At 65.9% G+C, this 22,393-nt stretch carries 20 protein-coding genes; 12 read left to right on the top strand and 8 right to left on the bottom strand.

The genetic code is table 11. The features are described from left to right. Positions 1 to 16 precede the first annotated feature (16 nt). Positions 17 to 1,015, bottom strand: a complete 999-nt coding sequence (locus ABD050_RS10395; protein ID WP_343889246.1) for a ligase-associated DNA damage response exonuclease — start codon at positions 1,013 to 1,015, stop codon at positions 17 to 19. Between the two features lie 35 nt (positions 1,016 to 1,050). Here ABD050_RS10395 and ABD050_RS10390 point away from each other — a divergent pair, with 35 nt between their 5' ends. The 3 genes from ABD050_RS10390 (at position 1,051) to ABD050_RS10380 (ending at position 6,247) form a co-directional block, all read left to right on the top strand. Further along, entirely contained in the window at positions 1,051 to 3,459 is a 2,409-nt protein-coding gene (locus ABD050_RS10390) for a ligase-associated DNA damage response DEXH box helicase (RefSeq protein WP_343889245.1), read from the top strand. Positions 3,460 to 3,577: 118 nt separating this feature from the next. Next, the gene (locus tag ABD050_RS10385) at positions 3,578 to 4,468 is read left to right on the top strand and encodes an aspartyl protease family protein (protein WP_343889244.1); all 891 of its coding nucleotides are present in this window, start codon (positions 3,578 to 3,580) and stop codon (positions 4,466 to 4,468) included. Between the two features lie 366 nt (positions 4,469 to 4,834). Further along, entirely contained in the window at positions 4,835 to 6,247 is a 1,413-nt protein-coding gene (locus ABD050_RS10380) for a M20/M25/M40 family metallo-hydrolase (RefSeq protein ID WP_343889243.1), read from the top strand. Between the two features lie 8 nt (positions 6,248 to 6,255). Here the strand turns inward: ABD050_RS10380 and ABD050_RS10375 are convergent, their stop codons facing one another. Next, a complete protein-coding gene (locus tag ABD050_RS10375; protein ID WP_343889242.1) occupies positions 6,256 to 8,190 on the bottom strand; it encodes a potassium transporter Kup in 1,935 nt (644 codons plus the stop codon). A 134-nt stretch (positions 8,191 to 8,324) separates the two neighbouring features. On the opposite strand from ABD050_RS10375, the gene pdeM reads away from it, so the two are divergent. Further along, entirely contained in the window at positions 8,325 to 8,984 is a 660-nt protein-coding gene (gene pdeM, locus ABD050_RS10370) for a ligase-associated DNA damage response endonuclease PdeM (protein ID WP_343889241.1), read from the top strand. On the opposite strand, the gene msrA is transcribed toward pdeM, so the two are convergent. From msrA to pabB, 4 genes are all read right to left on the bottom strand, one after another. Beyond that, the gene (gene msrA, locus ABD050_RS10365; protein ID WP_343889240.1) at positions 8,981 to 9,634 is read right to left on the bottom strand and encodes a peptide-methionine (S)-S-oxide reductase MsrA; all 654 of its coding nucleotides are present in this window, start codon (positions 9,632 to 9,634) and stop codon (positions 8,981 to 8,983) included. The two genes, pdeM and msrA, sit on opposite strands and share 4 nt — an antisense overlap. Positions 9,635 to 9,703: 69 nt before the next feature. After that, the gene (locus tag ABD050_RS10360; protein ID WP_343889239.1) at positions 9,704 to 9,850 is read right to left on the bottom strand and encodes a hypothetical protein; all 147 of its coding nucleotides are present in this window, start codon (positions 9,848 to 9,850) and stop codon (positions 9,704 to 9,706) included. A 74-nt stretch (positions 9,851 to 9,924) separates the two neighbouring features. Then, positions 9,925 to 11,124 (bottom strand): pyridoxal phosphate-dependent aminotransferase, encoded by a 1,200-nt coding sequence (locus ABD050_RS10355; protein WP_343889238.1) that lies wholly within the window; start codon positions 11,122 to 11,124, stop codon positions 9,925 to 9,927. Between the two features lie 32 nt (positions 11,125 to 11,156). Next, entirely contained in the window at positions 11,157 to 12,938 is a 1,782-nt protein-coding gene (pabB, locus tag ABD050_RS10350) for an aminodeoxychorismate synthase component I (protein WP_343889237.1), read from the bottom strand. 84 nt (positions 12,939 to 13,022) lie between these two features. Between pabB and ABD050_RS10345 the strand changes: the two genes are divergently transcribed. Then, positions 13,023 to 13,682, top strand: a complete 660-nt coding sequence (locus tag ABD050_RS10345) for an MBL fold metallo-hydrolase (RefSeq protein WP_343889236.1) — start codon at positions 13,023 to 13,025, stop codon at positions 13,680 to 13,682. Positions 13,683 to 13,686: 4 nt separating this feature from the next. On the opposite strand, the gene ABD050_RS10340 is transcribed toward ABD050_RS10345, so the two are convergent. After that, complete coding sequence (locus tag ABD050_RS10340; protein WP_343889256.1) at positions 13,687 to 14,121, bottom strand: MAPEG family protein; 435 nt, start codon at positions 14,119 to 14,121, stop codon at positions 13,687 to 13,689. Positions 14,122 to 14,327: 206 nt separating this feature from the next. On the opposite strand from ABD050_RS10340, the gene rpmF reads away from it, so the two are divergent. The 5 genes from rpmF to ABD050_RS10315 all read left to right on the top strand — a co-directional run bounded on the left by rpmF (position 14,328) and on the right by ABD050_RS10315 (position 17,334). Then, positions 14,328 to 14,507: a 50S ribosomal protein L32 gene (rpmF, locus tag ABD050_RS10335; RefSeq protein ID WP_343889235.1), complete on the top strand. Its 180-nt coding sequence runs from the start codon at positions 14,328 to 14,330 to the stop codon at positions 14,505 to 14,507. A 32-nt stretch (positions 14,508 to 14,539) separates the two neighbouring features. Continuing rightward, positions 14,540 to 15,571, top strand: coding sequence for a phosphate acyltransferase PlsX (gene plsX, locus ABD050_RS10330; RefSeq protein WP_343889234.1), 1,032 nt, complete (start codon positions 14,540 to 14,542; stop codon positions 15,569 to 15,571). Next, positions 15,568 to 16,527, top strand: a complete 960-nt coding sequence (locus tag ABD050_RS10325; RefSeq protein WP_343889233.1) for a beta-ketoacyl-ACP synthase III — start codon at positions 15,568 to 15,570, stop codon at positions 16,525 to 16,527. The genes plsX and ABD050_RS10325 overlap by 4 nt, the downstream gene beginning before the upstream one ends. Positions 16,528 to 16,669: 142 nt before the next feature. Continuing rightward, complete coding sequence (locus ABD050_RS10320) at positions 16,670 to 16,969, top strand: integration host factor subunit alpha (protein ID WP_343889231.1); 300 nt, start codon at positions 16,670 to 16,672, stop codon at positions 16,967 to 16,969. 8 nt (positions 16,970 to 16,977) lie between these two features. Next, entirely contained in the window at positions 16,978 to 17,334 is a 357-nt protein-coding gene (locus tag ABD050_RS10315) for a MerR family transcriptional regulator (RefSeq protein ID WP_343889230.1), read from the top strand. 418 nt (positions 17,335 to 17,752) lie between these two features. Here the strand turns inward: ABD050_RS10315 and ABD050_RS10310 are convergent, their stop codons facing one another. Next, positions 17,753 to 18,403, bottom strand: coding sequence for a TetR/AcrR family transcriptional regulator (locus tag ABD050_RS10310; protein ID WP_343889229.1), 651 nt, complete (start codon positions 18,401 to 18,403; stop codon positions 17,753 to 17,755). 124 nt (positions 18,404 to 18,527) lie between these two features. On the opposite strand from ABD050_RS10310, the gene ABD050_RS10305 reads away from it, so the two are divergent. Both ABD050_RS10305 and ABD050_RS10300 read left to right on the top strand, forming a co-directional pair. Next, on the top strand, positions 18,528 to 20,921 hold the full coding sequence (locus ABD050_RS10305; RefSeq protein ID WP_343889227.1) for a TonB-dependent receptor: 2,394 nt from the start codon (positions 18,528 to 18,530) through the stop codon (positions 20,919 to 20,921). Positions 20,922 to 21,004: 83 nt separating this feature from the next. Beyond that, positions 21,005 to 22,282 carry a spinster family MFS transporter gene (locus ABD050_RS10300; protein ID WP_343889225.1) on the top strand — a complete coding sequence of 426 codons (1,278 nt, stop codon included), beginning with the start codon at positions 21,005 to 21,007 and terminating at the stop codon, positions 22,280 to 22,282. The last annotated feature ends 111 nt before the right edge of the window (positions 22,283 to 22,393 follow it).

The raw sequence follows: 22,393 nt of genomic DNA, 5'->3' as shown, positions 1-22,393 counted from the left end.
CGGCGATCGGCCGGGCTCAATCATCCTCGTCCTCATAGCCGATCAGCGCAAGCGCCCGCGCCTTGATCTGCCGGGTCATGCACCAATGAACCAGCGCTTCCTCGCGCCCGTGAGTCACCCATACCTCGCGCGGCGCGATCTCGGTCAGCGTGTCGGTCAGCTCGTCCCAATCGGCATGGTCCGACAGGATCAGCGGCAGCTCGACGCCGCGCTGCACCGCGCGCTGGCGCACCCGCATCCAGCCTGACGCCATCGCCGTGATCGGATCGGGCAGCCGCCGCGACCAGCGATCGGCGAGGGCGCCGGGCGGGGCGATCACGATCCGGCCCTTGAGCTCTGCCCTGGCCACGCCGATCGCGGGCCGCAGGTCGCCGAGGTCGACGCCGTGCTCGACATAGAGATCGCACAGCCGCTGCAGGGCGCCGTGGATATGGATCGGATCATCGAAACCGCGCGCGCGGAGCTCGGCGATCACGCGTTGCGCCTTGCCGAGCGCATAGGCGCCGACCAGCACGCAGCGATCCGGATTGGCGTGGAGGGCGGTGGTCAGCTTGTCGATCTCGTCGCCGGTCTCGGGATGGCGGAACACCGGCAGGCCGAAGGTCGCCTCCGTCACGAAGACATCGCATTTGACCGGCTCGAAGGGCGCGCAGGTGGGGTCGGCACGGCGCTTGTAATCGCCCGAGACGACGATCGTCTCGCCGCGATAATCGAGCACGATCTGTGCCGAGCCCAGGACATGGCCGGCCGGCACGAAGCGGACCGCGACCTCGCCCATCAGCATCGCCTCGCCATAAGCGACCGGGTGACCGGCCTGCGGACCGTAGCGCGCCTCCATGATCGCGAGGGTTTCGCGTGTCGCCCAGACCGTCTCATGGCCGCCGCGCGCGTGATCGGCATGGCCATGGGTGACGAGCGCGCGGGGCATGGGTTGCGACGGGTCGATCCAGACGCCGGCGGGCTTCACATGGATGCCATGAGGTTGAGGGTCGATCCAGTCGCCGAGCTTTGCCATGCTTCCTATATGGATGGGATGCGGCGTTGTTCCCAGTGACTGATCTTCCCACTCCCCTTGCCGGCTGGTTCGAGTCGCGCGGCTGGGCGCCGCGGACGCACCAGCTCGACATGCTCGATGTCGCCCGCGCCGGGCGGCATGGGCTGCTCGTCGCGACGACCGGCGCCGGCAAGACGCTCGCCGGGTTCCTGCCGACGCTGGCCGAGCTGATCGAGACGCCCACCGAGGGGCTGCACACGCTGTATGTCTCGCCGCTCAAGGCGTTGGCGGTCGACGTGCAGCGCAATTTGCTCACCCCGGTCGAGGAGATGGGGCTCGACATCCGGATCGAGACCCGCACCGGCGACACGCCAAGCGACCGCAAGGCGCGGCAACGGGTGCGCCCGCCCCAGATATTGCTGACCACCCCCGAATCGCTCAGCCTGCTCCTCTCCTATCCCGACAGCCTGCTGATGTTCGAAGGGCTGAAGGCGATCGTGGTCGACGAGGTCCACGCCTTTGCCACCGGCAAGCGCGGCGACCTGTTGTCGCTGTGCATGGCGCGGCTGCAGCGACTAGCGCCCGGGCTGCGCCGGGTGGCGCTGTCGGCGACGGTGGCCGATCCCGACGGCTATCGCGCCTGGCTCGCGCCCGACGGCGATATCGACCAGGTGACACTGGTGCAGGGGGAACCCGGCGCCGATCCCAATATCGCCATTCTGCTGCCCGAGGGGCGGGTGCCCTGGGCGGGGCATTCGGGGCGCTACGCCGCCGAGCAGGTGATGGCCGAGATCGAGACCCACAAGACCTCGATCATCTTCTGCAACACGCGCAGCCTCGCCGAGCTGATCTTCCAGGATTTGTGGAAGGTCAACGACATGCAGCTGCCGATCGGCATCCATCACGGCAGCCTCAGCCTCGAGGCGCGGCGCAAGGTGGAAGGCGCGATGGCGGCGGGGAAATTGCGCGCGCTGGTCGCGACCGCGAGCCTCGACCTTGGGGTCGACTGGGGCGACGTCGATTGCGTCGTCCAGATGGGCGCGCCCAAGGGATCGTCCAGGCTGCTGCAGCGGATCGGGCGCTCCAACCACCGGCTCGACGAACCGTCCGAGGCAGTGATCGTGCCGGGCAACCGCTTCGAATATCTCGAGGCGCGCGCGGCGCTCGACGCGGTGGTGGCGGGCGAGCTCGATCCCGACATTTTCCGCGCCGGTGCGCTCGACGTGCTCGCGCAGCATATCATGGCGTGCGCCTGCGCGGCGCCCTTCCGGCAGGAGGCGATGCTCGACGAAATCCGCTCGGCCCTGCCTTATTCGGCGCTGGAGACCGAGACCTTCGAGCGCGTGCTCGGCTTCATCCGCGACGGGGGCTATGCGCTGAAGGCGTATGAGAAGTTCAAGCGGCTCACCCGGGACGCGGACGGGACGTGGCGGGTCAGCCACGCGAGCTTTGTTGCGCAGCATCGGTTGAACGCCGGGATCATCGTCGAGGCGACGATGCTGACGGTGCGGTTCAGGAACGGCCGCACGCTCGGCAAGGTCGAGGAGGCGTTCGCTGCCTCGATGAGCCCCAAGGATACTTTCTTCTTCGCCGGGATGAGCCTCGAGGTGGAGAAGATCGACACCGAGGATCTGATCGTGCGCGCGACCTCCCGGCCAGCGCGCATCCCGACCTATGGCGGCGCGCGCATGCCGATCTCGACCAACCTGGCCGACCGGGTGCGCGGCTTCCTGGCAGACCGGGCTGAATGGCCGCGCTTTCCCGCCGATGTGCGCGAATGGCTCGAGGTGCAGTCCTACCGGTCGAAACTGCCGACCCCGGGGCAATTGCTGGTCGAAACCTTCCCGCGCGAGGGGCGGCATTACATGGTCGCCTACAGCTTCGAAGGGTGGAACGCGCACCAGTCGCTCGGCATGTTGCTGACACGGCGGATGGAGACGCAGGGCTATCGGCCGCTCGGCTTCGTCGCGAGCGATTATTCGATCGCCTGCTATTCGCTCGATCCAGTCACTGATCCGGCCGCCTTGCTGTCGCCCGATATCCTCGAGGACGAGTTTGTCGACTGGGTGCAGGGCTCGGCGCTGCTCAAGCGGGCCTTTCGCGAGGTGGCGGTGATCGGCGGCCTTGTCGAGCGCCAGCATCCCGGCAAGCGCAAGACCGGCAGGCAAGTCACTTTTTCCACTGACCTGATCTATGACGTGCTGCGTAAATATGAGCCGACTCATTTGCTGCTCCAGGCCGCCTGGGCCGATGCGCGCGCGAAGATGACTGATGTCGGCCGCCTCGCCCATCTGCTCGACCGCGCCGCCGAGACGATGCTCCACGTGGCGCTCGACCGGGTCTCACCGCTCGCGGTACCGGTGCTGACCTTGATCGGCCGCGAGCGAATCGCCATGGGCCTCGCCGACGATGCGCTGCTGCTCGAGGCGGAGTCGCTGGCAGCCGAGGCGATGCGGCTCGACTGAGCGCGTTTCAGCGATTTTTGCGCAACATATTGCACAACATATGATGCAACCCCTTGTTGAAGGTCCGAAACGGGCTTACCTTTCGTGGATGCGCGCTATCGCCGCTCTTGTACTCGCCATGACGGCCGCTCCCGCAGCGTTGCCGGCGGGGCAAATTGCGGGGCCGCCACCCGCCGCCAGCGACCTGGCACTGGGCAATGCCGGTGAGCGGATGACGGTGCCGGTGACGATCGGGACCGCCGGCCCCTATCAGTTCATCATCGATACGGGCGCCGAGCGGACCGTGATTTCGCGGGAACTGGCCACGACGCTCGGTCTCTCGCAGGGCCGCGACGTGCGGCTGACGGCGATGACCGGCACGAGCAATGTCGGCACCGTCATGATCCCTTCGCTCACCGTGAGCAACATCGCCAGCCAGTCGATCGAAGCGCCTGCGTTGCTCTCCACCAATCTCGGGGCGCCGGGCATGCTCGGGATCGACACGCTGAGCGGCCATGCGGTGTCGATCGACTTCGATACCAACCGCATGACGGTAAGGCAGTCAAAGCGGCGCCGCCACGACAGCGCGCCGACGAACGGCGACATCGTGGTGCGGGCAAAGAGCGTCTATGGCCAGCTGATCGTGACTGAAGCCTATTACCGGAACCGTCGGATCAGCATCGTGATCGACACCGGCGCTCAGGTCAGCATGGGGAATTCAGCGCTCCGCGAGCGGATGCGCCATGAGCTGAAGGCGCCGCAGCAGATTTCGCTGACCAGCGTGACCGGCCAGAGCATGCTTGCCGATTATACCCAGGTCCAACGGCTGGAAATCGGCGGCGTGGGCTTCAACAACCTGCCGATCGCCTTTGCCGATGTCGCGCCTTTCCGCAAATTCGGGCTGACCAAGGTTCCGGCGCTGATGCTGGGCATGGACGCCCTCCGCCTGTTCCGGCGCGTCGATGTCGATTTCGCCAATCGCGAGGTCCGCTTTTCGGTGCCGCGCAATGACAACCGGGATCGGTTTTGAACCGGTTGGGAAAGAACCGGGGCGTATAGCTCCGGGTGATGCGCGGTCCCGTCCTCGCCTCCGTGTTGCTGACCCTCGCCGCGCCGCGCCGCTGTCCGGCAGTCAGAATCAGGACCCTCCCGCGCCGGCGCAACCAACTGAAGACCGGGTCGGCTTCGTCAACAGCAACGAGCGCATGTCCGTGCCGGTCACGATCGCGGGCGCTGGGGCGCGACGCGGCCGGTTTCTCTACCTTTTCGCCGGCGAAAACCATCAAGTTCGGCGCCTGGAGCCAGCGTCCCGCATTCAACCTGTCCTTCTCTTCGGTTCGCTTTTAACAGGCGGCTGGATGCTCTAGCATTGCCTTGAACGATCAAGGGGCGGGCAATGCGGACTTTCTTTCGGGCGATATCGGGACTGGCGATGGCATGCGTCGCGACCCAGCCGGTTGCAGCATCGGCGCAGGCGCTACGGCCCGACCAGCAGGCGTTTTTCGGACTCTACAAGCAGCTGATCGAGACCAATACGTCACTGTCCGCCGGAAGTTGCACCCAGGCTGCGGCGCAGATCGGGGCGCGGCTCAAGGCGGCGGGCTTTGCCGATGCCGACATCACCTATTTCTCGGTGCCCGATCATCCCAGGGAGGGCGGCATCGTCGCGGTTCTTGCCGGCAGTGACAAACGGGCAAAACCGATGCTGTTGCTCGGCCATCTCGACGTTGTCGAGGCGAAGCGGGAAGATTGGGCGCGCGATCCCTTCACGCTCGTCGAGGAAGGCGGCTATTATTATGCGCGCGGCGCAGTCGACGACAAGGCGATGGCTTCGGTGTGGGCGGATTCGATGATTCGCTTCAAGACCAGCGGCTACAAACCGAAGCGGACGATCAAGCTGGCGCTGACCTGCGGCGAGGAAACCACCTTCGCCTTCAACGGCGCGCAGTGGCTGGCGACGAACCGCCCTGACCTGATTGCCGCTGAATTCGCGCTCAACGAGGGCGGCGGCGGCCGCAATGACGAGAGCGGCAGGCCGCAATTGCTGGCGCTCCAGGTCGGCGAGAAGGCAGCGCAGAACTATACGTTCGAGACCAGCAACCCCGGCGGCCACAGCTCGCAGCCAATGCCCGACAATGCGATCTACGAGCTTGCCGACGCGCTCGAGGCAGTGCGGGCGCATGAATTCCCGATTCGCTTCACTGATACCACGCGCGCCTTTTTCACCGCGACCGCAGCCACCTCGCCGGCCCCCGTCGGCGATGCGATTCGGCGGTTGCTCGCCAACCCGGAGGACAAGGCAGCCGATGCGCTGGTCAGCCGCGACAAGGCGATGCATTCGACCTTGCGCACGACCTGCGTCGCGACCTTGCTGAGCGCAGGCCATGCCGAAAACGCGCTGCCGCAGCGAGCGGCCGCCAATATCAATTGCCGGATTTTCCCCGGCGAGACGGTCGAGGGCACGCTCGCCACGCTGAAGGCGCTGGCCGGACCCAAGGTCAAGGTGACCGCCAACCAGCCGATCCGCCCGACCGCGATCCCCCCGACGCTCGATCCGAAGATCGTCGGCCCGGCCAAGGCAGTCGCGGCGAAATATTTCCCCGGCCTGCCCCTGCTGCCGTTGATGTCGACCGGCGCGACCGACGGCATCTTCCTCGAGAGTATCGGCATTCCGGTTTACGGCGTGCCGGGAATCTTCGTCGACAGCGATTTCAACGGCATTCATGGCCTGAACGAGCGCATGCGGATCAAGTCGCTCTATGACGGGCGCGACTATCTCTACGATCTCTTGAAGGTCTATGCGGGGTAAGCCGCCGGCTAGACCGTGACCTGCTCGCCCAGTTCGAGCACCTTCCCCGGCGGGATCCGCAGGAAGTCGGTCGGGTCGCTCGCATTGCGCTGCAGGAACATGAAGATCCGGTCCTGCCACAAGGGCATGCCCTGGTCGGCAGCCGGCTTGATCGTGTTGCGGCCGATGAAATAGCTGGTCTTGGCCGGATTGAGCAGCTTGCGCTCGCCTGCCTGTTCGAGGCCGAGATCACGCGGCACGTCAGGCGATTCCATGAAGCCGTAGGTCAGCACGATCGCGCTGAAATTGTCGTCGACATGGGTCATCTTCGCCCGCTCTTCGGGGGGCACGGCCGGCCGGTCGGCAGTGCGGATGCTGACGATCAGGTTGCGCTCGTGGAGCACCTTGTTGTGCTTGAGATTGTGAAGCAGCGCGCCCGGCGCGCTTTCGGGATTGGCGGTCAGGAAAACCGCGGTCCCTTCGACTCGCTCGGGCGGGCGCCGGCTCAGCGCGGCGGCGAGATCGGCGAGCGGCACGCTCTGGCGCTGCTCGAAGGCGCGGACGATGCCGCGGCCGCGCACCCAGGTCGAGATCAGCAGCCCGATCGCCGCGGCGACGACGAGCGGAACCCAGCCGCCCTCGACCACGCGCAGGATGTTGGCGCCGAAAAACACGAGGTCGAGCGCGAGAAACGGCGCGATGACGGCAATCGCGACCGGCCGCCGCCAGTTCCAGCGATGCCGCGCGACGATATAGGCGAGGCAGGTGGTGACGACCATCGTGCCGGTCACCGCGATCCCGTACGCCGCCGCCATTGCCGAGGAGGTGCGGAACTGGATCACCAGCACCAGCACGCCCACCAGCAGCAGCCAGTTGATCGCCGGCAGGTAGATCTGCCCCGAATGCGAGGCCGAGGTCTGGCGGACCCGCAGCCGCGGCAGCAGCCCGAGCTGGACAGCCTGCTGGGTCAGCGAATAGGCGCCGGTAATCACTGCCTGGCTGGCAATGATGGTCGCGAGCATGGCGAGCGCGATCAGCCAGGGGCGGACTTCGACGGGAGCCATCAGGAAGAACCAGTCCTGATCGGCGGCAAAAGGATTCGCCGCGGTCGCCCGTTCGAGCGCGCTCAGGGCAAAGGCGCCTTGCCCGAGATAATTGAGGGTCAGCGCCGGAAAAACGAGGGCGAACCAGCCGAGCCGGATCGGCGCCGGGCCGAAATGGCCCATATCGGCGGTCAGCGCCTCGGCACCCGTCACCGTCAGGAACACGGCGCCGAGCACGAACAGCCCGGTCACGCCGTGGCTGGCGAGGAAGGCACCGCCATACCAGGGCAGGAAGACACGCACGATCGAGGGCTCGTCCCAGATATGCCAGAGGCCGAGACCGCCGATCGTCAGGAACCACAGGATGCAGACCGGGCCGAACAGCTTCGAGACATGAGCCGTGCCGCGCGCCTGGATCAGGAACAGGGCGATCAGGATGGCGATCGTCAGGAACAGGATCGTGTCCGGGCCGATCAGGTCTCCGGCGCCGGGAATCGTCCGCAGCCCCTCCACCGCCGACAGCACCGACAGAGCCGGGGTGATGATGGCGTCGCCGTAGAACAGGGCCGCCCCTGCCGCGCCGAGCACGAGCGCGATCATCGACCGGCGCCCGAGCGCGCGCCGCGCCAGCGCCGTCAGCGCGAGCACGCCCCCTTCGCCCTGATTGTCCGCGCGCATCAGAAAGGTGACATATTTGATCGTGACGACAAGGATCAGCGACCAGAGCGCGAGGCTCAGCACGCCGAGGATCTCGCTTGGATCGACGCCCCCTTCAGCCGTCTGCGCGAGCGCCTCGCGAAAGGCGTAGAGCGGGCTGGTGCCGATGTCGCCGAACACCACGCCGATCGCGCCGATCGTGAGGGCCAGCATTGCCGGATGGGGAACCGCTGCATGCGCAGGCGTTTCGAGGGCGGTCGACATGGGTAATATTGGCCTGCCGGAACGGACGGCGCGCTTTACGCCTGTAGCGGGCCAGCGCAAGGGCTTTTGTTGCACCGCCGCAACGCACGATCCAGGGCGTTGATCCGGGGTGCCGAACCCGGCATAGCGAGGCAATGGTTCCCTTTTCGTTCGCTGGCCATGATCTCCTCGCGACGCCTCAGGGCGCGCTTTTCTGGCCCGCGCGCGGCGCTTTGCTGGTCGCCGACCTGCATTTCGAGAAAGCGAGCTGGTTCGCAGGCCATGGCCAGATGCTGCCGCCTTATGATTCGATCGCGACGCTGAGCGCGCTGGCGCTGATCGCCGATGCGACCGGCGCTGCCGAGATCTGGTGCCTGGGCGACAGCTTCCACGATTCGGCCGGTTGCTATCGGCTGGCGCCCGAGGCGCAGGAGATGCTGCGCGCACTGTCCTCGACCCGGCGCTGGATCTGGATCACCGGCAATCATGACCGGGTGATCGACCGGTGCGGCGGCGAGGTGATGGCCGAAGCCGTCGTCGATGGCCTGGTGCTGCGCCACGAGGCCGAGCAGCGGGAGCCTCGGCCCGAGCTGTCAGGGCATTTTCATCCCAAGCTCAGGGTGCGCGTGCGGGGCCGACAGGTTTCGCGGCGATGCTTCGTCGCGACCCCGACCAAGCTCATCCTGCCCGCTTTCGGGGCGCTGACCGGGGGCCTCGACGCAGCGCATCCTGAAATCATCCGGGCGGTCGGCCGCGATGCGGAGGCGCTGGTGCCGGTCGAGGACCGGTTGCTGCGGTTCAGGCTCGCGGCTTAACGCGCCAGTGCCGGGAACCCCGCCTTGAACGCAGCCACCTTGGGCTTGTCCCAGTGGACGATATAGGGATGGCTCGGGTTGCGGTCGAAGAAATGCTGATGATAGGCCTCGGCCGGGAAGAAGCCGCCGCTCTCCAGCTTGGTCACGATCGGTGACGGGAAGACATGAGCATTGCCGAGCTGCGTGATGTACGCCGCCGCGACTGCGCGCTGCGCGGGCGTCTGCGGGAAGATCGCCGAGCGATAGCTGGTGCCGCTATCCGGCCCCTGGCGGTTCAGCTCGGTCGGATCGTGCGCGACCGAGAAATAGACGCGCAGCAACGTGCCGTAGCTGACCTGGGCCGGATCATAGACGATCTTCACTGCCTCGGCATGGCCGGTCGTCTCACTGCTGACCTGGTCATAGGTCGCGGTGGCGGCAGTGCCGCCGGCATAGCCCGCAGTGACGGCGCGGACTCCCTTCACATGCTCGAACACTGCCTCCATGCCCCAGAAGCAGCCGCCTGCAAGCACCGCCGTCTGAAGGCCGGCGGTTTTCGGCACATCCCGGGCTGCGGCCGGGATCGGCACGGCGCGCTCGGCGCTGGCGCCACCGGACAAGGCGACGATCGCGAGGCCGGCGGCACCGGCAAGCGCGAGGAAGGTCTTCATCTCAATTGCCTCTCGGGTTGGCATCGATGAGGAATGTAGGAATTGCGGACAAGACCGGAAAGGCCTGCTCTAATGCGCGAGGTGCGCCGCCGTCGCCACATTGGTCACCAGCGTCCTGGTCACGGCAGCCGGCTCGAGCGTCACCAATCCGATGGCACCGAGCAGGAACCCGCCTATAAAGGGCCAGACGAAGCCGGATTTGCCGATATTACGCATCTCAACCTTTCGACCTTACGCCGAGAGCCGTCTTGCCGGGTTTGCCTGAACCGGGCCTGACCGATTGCCCTTCTTTATCGTACGGCCGCGCAGGCCGTCTGGATGCGTTCGCACGCTTCACGGAGCAGATCTTCCGACGTTGCGTAGCTGATCCGCATCGCCGGCGAGAGGCCGAACGCAGCGCCGTGCACCGCGGCGACCCGCGCTTCGTCTAGCAGATAGGTGACCATCGCCTCATCGGTGTCGATCACTTGTCCCTTGGGGGTCGACTTGCCGATCAGGCCCGAAAATTCGGGATAGACATAGAAAGCGCCTTCGGGCCGCGGGCAGGTGATGCCGTTCGCCTGGTTGAGCATCGACACGACAAGATCGCGCCGCGACTGGAATTTCGCGGCATTGACCTTGAGGAAGGACTGATCGCCGGTGAGTGCCGCGACCGATGCGACCTGCGCGATCGAGCAAGGGTTCGAGGTCGATTGCGACTGCAGCTTGGACATCGCCTTGATCAGCCAGGGCGCGCCGCCGGCGAAGCCGATCCGCCAGCCGGTCATCGCATAGGCTTTCGAGCAGCCATTCGCGGTCAGCGTACGCTCGTAGAGCGACGGACAGACCTGCGCGATCGTCGCGAATTCGAAGCCGTCATAGATGATATGCTCGTACATATCGTCAGCGAAGATCCAGACATGCGGGTGGCGTTCGAGCACCTCGCCAAGCGCCTTGAGCTCGTCGGCCGAATAGGCAGCGCCGGTCGGATTCGACGGCGAATTGAGGATCACCCATTTCGTCTTGGGCGTGATCGCCGCCTCGAGCTGCTCGGGCAGTATCTTGTAGCTCTGGTCGGCGCCTGCCGCGACGAACACTGGCGTGCCGTTCGCGAACAGCACGACATCGGGATAGCTCACCCAATAGGGCGCCGGAATGATCACTTCGTCGCCCGGATCGATCGTCGCGACCATCGCGTTGAACAGGGTATGCTTGCCCCCGGCGTTCACCGTGATCTGGTCAGCTGTGTAAGTGAGACCATTGTCGCGCTTGAACTTGAGCGCGACGGCCGCCTTGAGCTCGGGCGTGCCATCGACATTGGTATATTTGGTCTTGCCGTCGACGATCGCCTTGATCCCGGCCAGCTTGATGAAGTCCGGCGTGTCGAAATCGGGCTCGCCGGCGCCAAGGCTGATCACGTCGACACCGGAACGCTGCAACTCGAGCGTGCGCGAGGTGACCGCGAGCGTGGGCGATGGCTTGATTCGCGCGAGCGCGGCTGATGGTTGCATGAATAAGCGCCTTTGATCGGGGAGCGGCGCGGCTATAGACCCGGGTCGCTTCCGTTCGCAACCGCAACAATCGCCGGAATCAGCCCGCGCAGCGCATTGCCGACAAAAAAACCGCCCGCGAGATCGGCAACGGTGAGATCGCCCTCGACCGCACGGCCCCGGGCGATCAGATCGGCGCGGAGCACGCCGGGCAGCAACCCACGCGCGAGCGGCGGCGTGACGAGCATGCCGCCCCGCTCGACGAAGATCGAGGTGAAACTGCCCTCGGTGATGAAGCCGTCGGGATCAGTGAACGCCACCTCGAAATGGCTGCCCCGTGCCGCATCGTAAAAGCCGCGATCGCTTGTCTTGTGCCTGAGCCTGAAGTCAGCACGGTCGACCGGCAGCGGCACGATCGCCACGCTGACGGGGCCGGCGGGCGTGGCCGGCATCGGCGAGACCGAAATCGCGATCGCCCCGCTCCGGGCCAGCACCAGCCTGACGCGACCCGGCCCGCGCAGCCTGAAGGTCGCTGCCTGGAGCTCGTTGCGCGCACCGTGCCGGTTGAACGCGAAGCCGAACAGGTCAGCGCTTGCCTTCATCCGCTCGAGATGGCGCTCGAGCAGGAGCAGGCCCTTGTCCGGATCGAACGCCATTGTCTCGATCAGGTCGAAGCGGCGCGGGGCGGCAGTCAGAAAGGCACCTTTGGCGCGAGCTTCATCCCATTCCTCCTCGGCGCGCGAATCGGCGACGATCCCGCCGCCGGCACCGAAAACAGCTTCCGTCTCTCCGCCGCGAATCGACAGCGTGCGGATCGCGACATTGAACATCGCCGCCCCGTCGGTGTCGAATCGGCCGATCGCCCCGGTATAGACGCCGCGCGGCGCGCCCGTCTCGACCTCGGCGATCACCTCCATCGCGCGGATCTTGGGCGCGCCGGTGATCGAGCCGCATGGGAAGAGTGCGGCGAGCACATCGATCGCGTCCCGGTCAGCGGCGAGATCAGCGGTGACGGTGGACACCATCTGGTGAAGCGTCGGATAGCTCTCCACCGCGAACAGCTCGGGCACCGCGACACTGCCCGGTCGCGCGATCCGGGTGAGATCGTTGCGCATCAGATCGACGATCATCAGGTTTTCGGCGCGCTGCTTGGCATCGGTGCGAAGTGCCTCGGCAAGGGCGGCATCCTCCGCCCCCGTCGCGCCGCGACGCACCGTCCCCTTCATCGGCCGCGCGGTGAGGGCACCAGCCTCGAGCGAGAAGAACAGTTCGGGCGAGAAGGAGAGGAACAGGTCGGACCCGGTCGAGACGATCGCACCATAGCCGGCGCCGGCATGCGGCCTGAGCTGGGCATAGAGCGCAAGCGGGTTGCCGGCGAAGCGGGCGATCGCCCGATAGGTCAGGTTCGCCTGATAAATGTCGCCGGCGGCGATCAGCGCGAGGACTCGCTCGAAGCGCTCCTCATAGACAGCGCGGTCGATCTCCGGCTCGGGCGGGCCGATCCAGCACCCCGCTGGATCGGGCAGCAGATTGGGGACGTCGCCGGGGGCGATTTCCCGATAGCTCTCGAACAGACCGAACCAGAGCAAGGGCGCGCCGGTCGCAAGCGGCGGTTTCAGCCGCGGCTCGAACGCAGCCCCGGCTTCATAGGCGAGATAGCCTGCCGCATGCAGCCCGGCAGCATTGCCCGCGCGAATCTCGTCGAGCGCCGGCAGCACCTCGCCGATCGCGGTGGCGCTGACGATTCGGACCGGCGCGCGGTAGAGTCGCGCCGGCGCCGCGCCGGGGCGGGCATCGTCGAACAGGACAAAGGGTGAGGCTGGATCGAGGCGCATCTGCGGTTCCGCAAATGCAGTCCCCGCCGGCAATCGGCAACCCCGTGCTTGCTCGTAAGCCCGACCATGCTTACCTCGACCATCATGACCAGTCCCCCGCTCCGTGTCGCGATCGTGCCCGTCACGCCGCTCCAGCAGAATTGCTCGCTGATCTGGTGCACCGCGACGATGCGGGGCGCCTTTGTCGATCCCGGCGGCGATCTGCCCAAGCTCAGGGCAGCCGCCATCCAGCACGGCGTGACCGTCGAGAAGATCATCCTCACGCACGGCCATATCGACCATTGCGGCGAGGCAAAGCCGCTCTCCGAGGAGCTCGGCGTGCCGATCGAGGGCCCGCACGAGGCGGATCGCTTCTGGATCGCGCGACTCGAGGATGACGGCAGGCAATATGGCATCCGCGGCGTGGTGTTCGAGCCCGACCGCTGGCTGGTCGAGGGCGACACCGTCACGGTCGGTGACCTGACGCTCGACGTCTATCACACGCCGGGGCACACCCCCGGCCATGTGATCTTTCACCATGCGCCCTCGCAACTCGCCCTGGTCGGTGACGTGTTGTTCCAGGGCTCGATCGGCCGCACCGATTTTCCGCAGGGCAATCACCAGCAGCTGTTGCGCTCGATCGTCGACAAGCTCTGGCCGCTCGGCGACGCGACTGCCTTCATTCCCGGCCATGGCCCGGCCAGCACCTTCGCGCATGAGCGGCGGCACAATATGTTCGTCAGCGACCGCGCGATGGCGGCCTGACGACTCACCCCGCGACCGGCACCGTCTCGATCACCGTTGGCTTCGATTCGTGCTTCGCAATCAGCGGCAGGCTGATCGCGTAAAGGCCGAGCCCGACCAGCAGCAGGAAGGTGACCGCAGTGCCGATCGTGCGGCCGTAGCGCATCCCGTCCATGCCCAAGGGATGCAGGATCCGGGCAACCAGGAAGGCGACGCTCGCGACCCACAGCCAGATCGATGTGCCCGAGGAGAATTCGATCAGCGCGATCAGGATCACGACGAAGGGCGCATATTCGACGAAATTGGCCTGGGCGCGCATCCGGCAGATCAGAGCCGAGTCGCCGCCGTCGCCGATGCTTACCTTGGCCGCGCGGCGCACATTGCCGGTGCGGAGCGCAAGCCAGAAGGCGATGAGCGCGGTCGCGCCCGCGGTCGTCAGCGTTATCGGCAGCAGGATCATCGGCATCGTCGCTCTCCCCAATATTGGCCCGCGAGCGTGCCAGCCCTTCGCCGTGCTTGCAACGTGCGTCCGAATCGCTATAGCGCCACGCTTCGCGATGCGTCCGGCCGCTGGTGCCTACCGCGGCCGACTTAAGCGTCGGTTGCGCTGGTGCCCGTCCGGGCGTAGTCGCGCTGTGATCCAGACAAGAACAAGGTTTCGCCGAAATGGCCGTCCCAAAAAGAAAGACTTCGCCGTCCAAGCGCGGCATGCGTCGCAGCCACGACTCGATCAGTGCTGATGCATATCAGGAATGCCCGAACTGTGGCGAGTTGAAGCGGCCGCACAATCTGTGCACCGCCTGCGGCCATTATAATGGCCGCGAGATCGTCTCGGTCGAAGGCTGAGCCGGACGTCGCAGGAAAGGGGGGCCAGCCGCGTGTCGAACAGCTCCCGGATCGCCGTCGACGCGATGGGCGGCGACGAAGGGCTGGCCGTGATGCTGGCTGGCGTCGCGCGCGCGCGCCGGCGCTTCGAAGACATGCGCTTCATCCTGGTCGGGGACGAGGCACAGATCACCGAGGGGCTGAAGAGCCACCCCAACCTCACCGCGCATAGCGAGATCGTCCACGCCCCCGAGGTCGTCGGCTCGAGCGACAAGCCGAGCCAGGCGATTCGCCGCGCCAAGACCACCTCGATGGGTGTCGCCATCGACATGGTGAAGCAGGGCCGCGCCGGCGCCGCCGTCTCCTCGGGCAATACCGGCGCGCTGATGGCGATGGCCAAGCTGTCGCTGCGCATGCTGCCCGGGATCGACCGGCCGGCGCTCGCGGCGATGCTGCCGACGCTTGGCGACAATGATGTCGTGGTGCTCGATCTCGGCGCCAATACCGAATGCGATGCCCGCAACCTCGTACAGTTCGCGGTGATGGGCGCCGCCTATGCCCGCACCACGCTCGACCTCGCCTCCCCGCGCGTCGCGCTGCTCAATATCGGCAGCGAGGACCAGAAGGGTACTGACGAGATCCGCGAGGCGGCCCAGACGATCAAGGCAGCCACCCATTTGCCGCTGACCTTCACCGGCTTCATCGAGGGCGACCGGCTGTCGCGGGGCGATGTCGACGTGATCGTCTGCGACGGTTTCTCGGGCAATATCGCGCTGAAGACGGCCGAGGGCACGGCGCGATTCGTCGGCGACCTGCTCAAGCGCGCCTTTCGCAGCTCGTTCCGCTCGAAGGTCGGCTTCCTGATCTCGCGGCCGGCGACCGAGCTGCTGCGCCATCATCTCGACCCGAATGTCCATAACGGCGCCGTCTTTCTCGGGCTCAACGGCATCGTCGTGAAGAGCCATGGCGGCGCGACCGAACTCGGCGTCGCGACCGCGATCGCCGCCGCGGCCAAGATGGTGCGCGATGATCTGACCCGCCGGATCAGCGACGATCTCGGCAATTTCGAAGCGAAGGCTGCATGATTCGATCGGCGATTACCGGCACCGGCTCCGCACTCCCCGTACGGCGCGTTTCCAATGCCGAGCTTGCCGAGACAGTCGATACCTCGGACGAGTGGATCGTCGAGCGTACCGGCATCCGCTTCCGCCACATCGCCGGACCCGACGAGACGACCGCGACGCTGGCCGCCGACGCTGCCAAGGCAGCGCTCGCCGCCGCCGGGCGCCATGCGCAGGATATCGACCTGATCGTGCTGGCGACGGCGACTCCCGACCAGACCTTTCCGGCGACCGCGACCAAGGTGCAGGCGATGCTCGGCATCGACGACTGCGTCGCGTTCGACGTCGCCGCGGTCTGCTCGGGCTTCCTGTACGCGCTTCAGGTGGCTGACTGCATGATCCGCGCCGGCGCGCACCGCCGCGCGCTGGTGATCGGCGCCGAGACCTTCAGCCGGATCCTCGACTGGGAGGACCGCGGCACCTGCGTGCTGTTCGGCGACGGGGCGGGCGCAATCGTACTCGAGGGCGAGTCCGGCGGCACGCGCGGTGTGCTGTCCACCCGGCTCCATGCCGACGGGCGCCACAACGAGTTGCTGTATGTCGATGGCGGCCCGTCGACCACCGGGACCGTCGGCAAGCTCAGGATGAAGGGCCGCGAGGTCTTTCGCCACGCCGTCGTCAACCTCGCCGCGGTCATGACCGAGACTCTGGCTATGGCCGGACTTACCACCGGCGACGTCGATTGGGTGGTGCCGCACCAGGCCAATGCCCGGATCCTCGACGCGACCGCGCGCAAGCTCGGGCTCGACCCTGCCCAGGTGGTGGTGACCGTCGATCAGCACGCGAACACCTCAGCCGCTTCGGTGCCGCTGGCGCTCGACACAGCGGTCCGCGACGGGCGGATCAAGCCCGGCCAGCTGCTCGTGCTCGAGGCGATGGGCGGCGGCTTCACCTGGGGTGCGGCGGTCGTCAGACTCTAGCGGCATCGCGCCCAAAAGGCGGGAACCGATTTTCGGCGGTGATGCAACCGCGACACCCCTGTTTCGAAACTGTAACAAAGCTCTTTCAGTCCGCTCCCTCATTGTGTTAGGCAGAGTTCCTGCCACCTTGGGGATAGAAAATATGGCACCCGCGGGGACGTTGACGAGAGCCGATCTGGCTGAAGCGCTGCACCATCAGGTCGGCCTGTCGCGCGCCGATTCGGCGAAGCTGGTCGAGCAGGTTCTGGGCCATATGTGCGAAGCCTTGTCGAAGGGCGAGAATGTCAAGATCTCGGGCTTCGGCACCTTCGTGTTGCGCGACAAGGGCGAGCGGATCGGCCGCAACCCGAAGACCGGCATCGAGGTGCCGATCGCGCCGCGCCGTGTGCTCACCTTCCGGGCCAGCCAGATGATGCGCGATCGCATCGTCAGCGCCGGCTGACGACAATCATGGCCGGCGTGCCCGACAAGGCGGCCGGCGCATTCCGGACGATCGGCGAACTGTCACGCGACACCGGCTTGCGGCAGCATATCCTGCGCTATTGGGAAACCCGCTTTCCGCAACTCCGGCCGCTGCAGCGCGCCGGCAAGAGACGCTATTACCGGCCCGAGGACGTGGCGCTGGTGATGCGGATCAACAGCCTGCTCAACGTGGAAGGGTATACGATCCCCGGCGTGCAGAAGATGCTCTCCGAAGAGCGCAAGTCCCCGCCGGCCGGCTCGACCGGGCCGGTCGATCTGAGCGGCATTCGGGCGGTGCGGGACGGGCTTTCCCGCGCGCTTGCCGAGGATAGCGCACGGGGCTGAGCGCTGCCCCGAGGCCGCGTGACGCGCCCATCGGCGACCGTGATGTCCGCTGTTCTCCGCTGTTTTCGGGAAATTGTTTTTTCGCCGCTGTTATGTTGGATTTCCCGGTCAATTTATAGGCGTATTATCAGCGACTTACCGGATATCTCGCTGTTATCGAATAACAGCGGCGGAACAGCGGGAATAACAACGGCGGTAACGCTGGAACAGCGGCGATAACAGCGGGCTGCCGGGCATAACAGCGGCGGCTACCGTCCGACTCATCAATATGGTCATGTCAAAGAGCGGGGATAGAGCCGGTATGGCGCTCCCTCCGCCCGTATCGTCCCGCAAACGCCGCTGCGGTTGAATCGCCCGGCGAGGCATGCCGGAACAAGTCCGGCATGACGGGTCAGCGCGATCTCATGCGATTTTCCGCCTATTTCGTGCCGATTCCCCGCGCCAGCATCTCAGCGATCGAATCGGCGACCGCCTCCGGCGACACATCGTCCTGCCAGACGCCGTAGCGCAGGCCGAGAAACACGTTCATCCCCATGATCGCCCAGGCATGGACATCCGATATGTCGGCGCGGATCTCGCCGCGCGCGGCGCCCGCCTTCAGGCGCGCCGCGATACGATCGGCGGTGGTCGCATAATGGAGCCTGAAGCTTTCCGGGTCGACGAACTCGGCTTCGTCGATGATCCGGTAGATCTCCTTGTGCCCGCGCACAAAGGCAATGAACTCGCTCAGCCCGGCGCGCTCAGCGGCGATCTGATCGGGCGCGGCGCGAATCGCCGGGGCGACATGGTCGCGGACCTGATCGGACATGTCGCGGACCAGCGCCCTGAACACGGCGTCCTTGGAATCGAAATAGGTGTAGAAGCTACCGAGCGCGACGCCGGCACGGCGCGTGATCCCGCTGATCGAGCCTTCGTGAAAGCCCTTCTCGCCGAATTCGATCGCTGCCGCGTCGAGAATCGCGCGAAGCGTCTTGCGCCCGCGTTCAGTCCGCGGCGCCTTGCCCTCGCTCGCCACCAGGGCCGCCTCACTTCTCGAAAGCGTTGCCGGTTGGACACGCTCACCCGCCATTTTCGGCCCCCTCCCAATCCCAAGTTGAAACCTGGTTCATGTTTCAGTATATCGCCTTGGACTGGCGCACAACCCGGGATGATACCGGAACGCAATGAGCGGCGCCGCAGGAGGGGAGATCTCGATGACACGCCTGAATTCCACGCGCGCCCTGTTCACCATGGGACTCAAGGCGGGCGCCGCTCTTGCCGCGCTGACGGCAGCGCCGGCCTTTGCGCAGGACGCGCCGGCTGCGGACCAGGCGCAAACCACTGATGCCGAACAGGCAGCGGCCAGCACCAATGGCGACATCGTCGTGACGGCGCGGCGGCGCGAGGAGACCCTGCTCAAGGTACCGGTCGCGGTGACCGCCTTTACCGCCGACAAGCTCGAGAAGATCGGCGCGGTCGACCTGACCGATATCCAGAACGTCACCCCCAACACGACGCTCAAGGATGCGCGCGGCACCAACTCGACGCTCGCCGCCTTCATCCGCGGCGTCGGCCAGCAGGATCCGGTCCCCGGGTTCGAGGCAGGCATCGGCATCTATCTCGATGATGTCTATCTCAACCGGCCCCAGGCCGCCGTGCTCGATATCTATGATGTCGACCGGATCGAGGTGCTGCGCGGGCCCCAGGGCACGCTGTACGGCCGCAACACGATCGGCGGCGCAGTCAAATATGTGACCAAGAAGCTGCCCGATCATGTCGAGGTGAGCCTCAAGGGAACCTACGGCTCGTACAACCAGGCCGACGGCATCGTCAGCGTCTCGGCCCCGATCGGCAGCATGTTCAAGGTCGGTGTATCGGGCGCGCGGCTGACGCGCGACGGCTTCGGCCGGAACCTGAATCTCGGCATCGACAATTACAACAAGAATGTCTGGGCGGGCCGCGGCACCGTCGAGTTCACCTCGCCCGATTCCCGGCTCTTCGTCCGCATCACCGGCGATTACACCCATGACAAATCGAACCCTCGCAACGGCCATAGGCTGATCCCGGGCCTGCTGACCGGCTCGCCGGTGCTGGCCAATGTCTATGACACCAATGCCGGCCTGGCCAATCCGAAGGAGGATATCTGGGCGGGCGGCCTGTCCATGTCGATCAATGCCGAGCTGACCGACCATCTGACGCTGCGCAGCATCAGCGCCTGGCGCAAGGACCGCTCCTACACGCCAATCGATTTCGATTCGACGCCGTCGGTGGATGTCGATGTGCCCGCGATCTACAAGAACGAGCAGACCAGCCAGGAATTCCAGCTGCTCTACAAGAGCGACAAGCTGAACGGCATTGTCGGTTTCTATTATCTCGGTGCGAAGGCGGCGACGGGCTTCGACGTGCTGCTCTCGACCACCTACCCCGGTCTCGACGGCTATACCGCGGGCGATGTGCGGACCGAAACCAGCTCGATCTATGGTGATTTCACCTATGACTTCACCCCGCAGATCAGCCTGTCGCTCGGCGGCCGCTACACCTGGGACCAGCGCAAATCCTATGTCTTCAAGGCGAATTATATCGGCCTGACGTCGGAATTCGGCGGCAGCCCGGTGCCCTTCTTCGGCGCGCCGCCGTCGACCGATTTCCGTGGCGAGGCGAACTTCAAGAAATTCACGCCACGGGCCTCGCTCAGCTTCAAGCCGAGCGAGAACCACATGCTCTATGTCTCCTATTCGGAAGGCTTCAAGGGCGGCGGCTTCGATCCGCGCGGTTCAGGCGCCTCCGCGCCAAAGCTTGCCGGTGAGCTCGTCCCCACATATCAGGAAATCTACAACTACCTGCTGTTCAAGCCCGAGACGGTGAAGAGCTACGAGATCGGCTGGAAGGGCGCCGCCTTCGACCATCGCCTGACCTGGGCGCTCGACGGCTTCTACGCTGACTATACCGATGTCCAGATTCCCGGATCGGTCGGCTGCCTCATCAACAACGTCCAGTCCTTTTGTGGCATCACCACCAACGCCGCCAAGGCGCATATCAAGGGTGTGGAGCTCGAGACCAACGCCCAGCTGGCGCGCGACTTTGCCGGCCCCGGCTCGGCGATCAATTTCACCGGGACGCTCGGCTACATCAACGCCAAGTACAAGACCTTCATCGGCCCGACCGGCGTGGATGTCGCCAAGTACCGCGTCTTCCAGAACACGCCTGACTGGACCCTGTCAGGCACGCTCGCCGCAGTGCTGCCGGTCGGCCCGGGCTCGCTCAGCGGATCGACCGTCGTCTCCTATCGCAGCCTGACCCACCAGTTCGAGACGGCAAGCCCGTTCCTCGACCAGCCCGGTTATACCCTGCTCGACGCTCACCTGACCTACAGCTTCGGCGGCGGGAAATATTCGATCGGGGTGCATGGCAAGAACCTGACCGATGTCCGCTACAAGACCTCAGGCTATCAATATATCCGTACCGATATTGCGGGGAGCCCGATCGACGCCCAGAACCACCCGGTTCCCAACGGGCCTTATGTCGCGACGCTGGGCAAGGAAGGCATCGCCACCGCCTTCTACGGCAACCCGCGCCAGGTGTTCGGAACCTTCACCGCGAAGTTCTGAAGGCACGACGCAGCGCAATCGGCTAGGAAACACCGGACGCCCCGCGAGAAGGGCGTCCGGTGTTTCGTTTTGAGGGGATCGACATGAGCAACGACACCGGCACCAGCCCGATCGCGCCGACCGGGTCCGGCTACCGCGCCTTCGTGCTGGGGATGCTGCTGCTCGTCTACAGCTTCAATTTCCTCGATCGCCAGATCCTCGGCATCCTTGCGGGTCCGATCCGCGCTGACCTCAACCTTTCCAAGACCGAGTTCGGCGCGCTGGGTGGAATCGCCTTCGCCCTGCTCTATGCCGGGCTCGGCATTCCGCTGGCGCTGCTTGCCGACCGGACCAGCCGGAGCTGGGTGATCACCGGATCGCTCGCGGTGTGGAGCGGCTTCACCGCTTTGTGCGGTTACGCCACCAGCTTCAGCATGCTCTTCTGGTGCCGGCTCGGCGTCGGCGTCGGCGAGGCGGGCGGCGTCGCGCCTTCCTATGCCTTCATCGCCGATTATTTCCCGCCGAAGGAGCGCGCCCGGGCGCTGGCGATCTATTCGCTCGGCATTCCGCTCGGCCTTGCGGCGGGGGCGCTGCTCGGCGGTTATATCGCAGCGGCGGTCAACTGGCGGATGGCGTTCATCGTGCTCGGGCTCGCCGGCGTGATCCTCGCCCCGATCTTCCGGCTGACGGTGCGCGAGCCGGCGCGCGGCCTGTACGACAAGCCGGTCCCCAAGGCACCGCCCAGCGCGGCCTTCGCCATCCTGGCGCGCAAGCCGAGCTTCTGGCTGCTCGCGCTGGGCGCCTCGATGAGTTCGCTGTGCGGCTATGGGCTGGCGCTGTGGCTGCCGTCGGTGCTCGCCACCACGCTGCATTTCGACCTGCTGACCCTGTCGCGCTTCATCGGCGCCTTGTTCCTGACCGGCGGCTGCGCGGGCGTGTTCCTCGGCGGCTGGCTGGCCGACCGGCTCGGCCAGGCCGATCGCGGCATCTATGCCAAGCTGCCGGCGATCGCCTTCGTGATCACCGCGCCCTTGTTCGCGCTGGGCATCTCGACCCATTCGCCGCTGCTCGCCTTTCTGTTCCTGCTGCTGCCCAATGGGCTCAACATCCTGTGGCTCGGCCCGGTGACGACCGCAGTCCAGCATCTCGTCCCCGCGCCGATGCGCGCGACGGCGGCGGCCAGCTTCCTGCTGATCAACAATCTGATCGGCATCGGCGTCGGCCCGACCCTGATGGGGGTGGCGGCGGACATGATGACGCACAGGTTCGGCGGTGGCGACGCGCTCAAATATGCGACGCTCGGGGCGCTGGTTTTCTATCTGATCGCGGCGGTGCTGATGCTGCTGGCGGTGAAGCCGCTGCGGCGGAACTGGGTGGATTGAAGGCTCAGGGCCGATAGCCCAAATTTCACCGTCACCCCCGGACGTGTTCCCACTGCTGTCCGGGATTTTTCCTGCTGTGCCTAGATTGAGGGCGAGTTGGGGAGATGGAGG

The organism is Sphingomonas oligophenolica (assembly GCF_039522915.1).
Lineage (GTDB): Bacteria > Pseudomonadota > Alphaproteobacteria > Sphingomonadales > Sphingomonadaceae > Sphingomonas > Sphingomonas oligophenolica.
The sequence above is the reverse complement of the archived record's forward strand: the minus strand, read 5'-3'. Positions and strand labels throughout refer to the sequence as shown.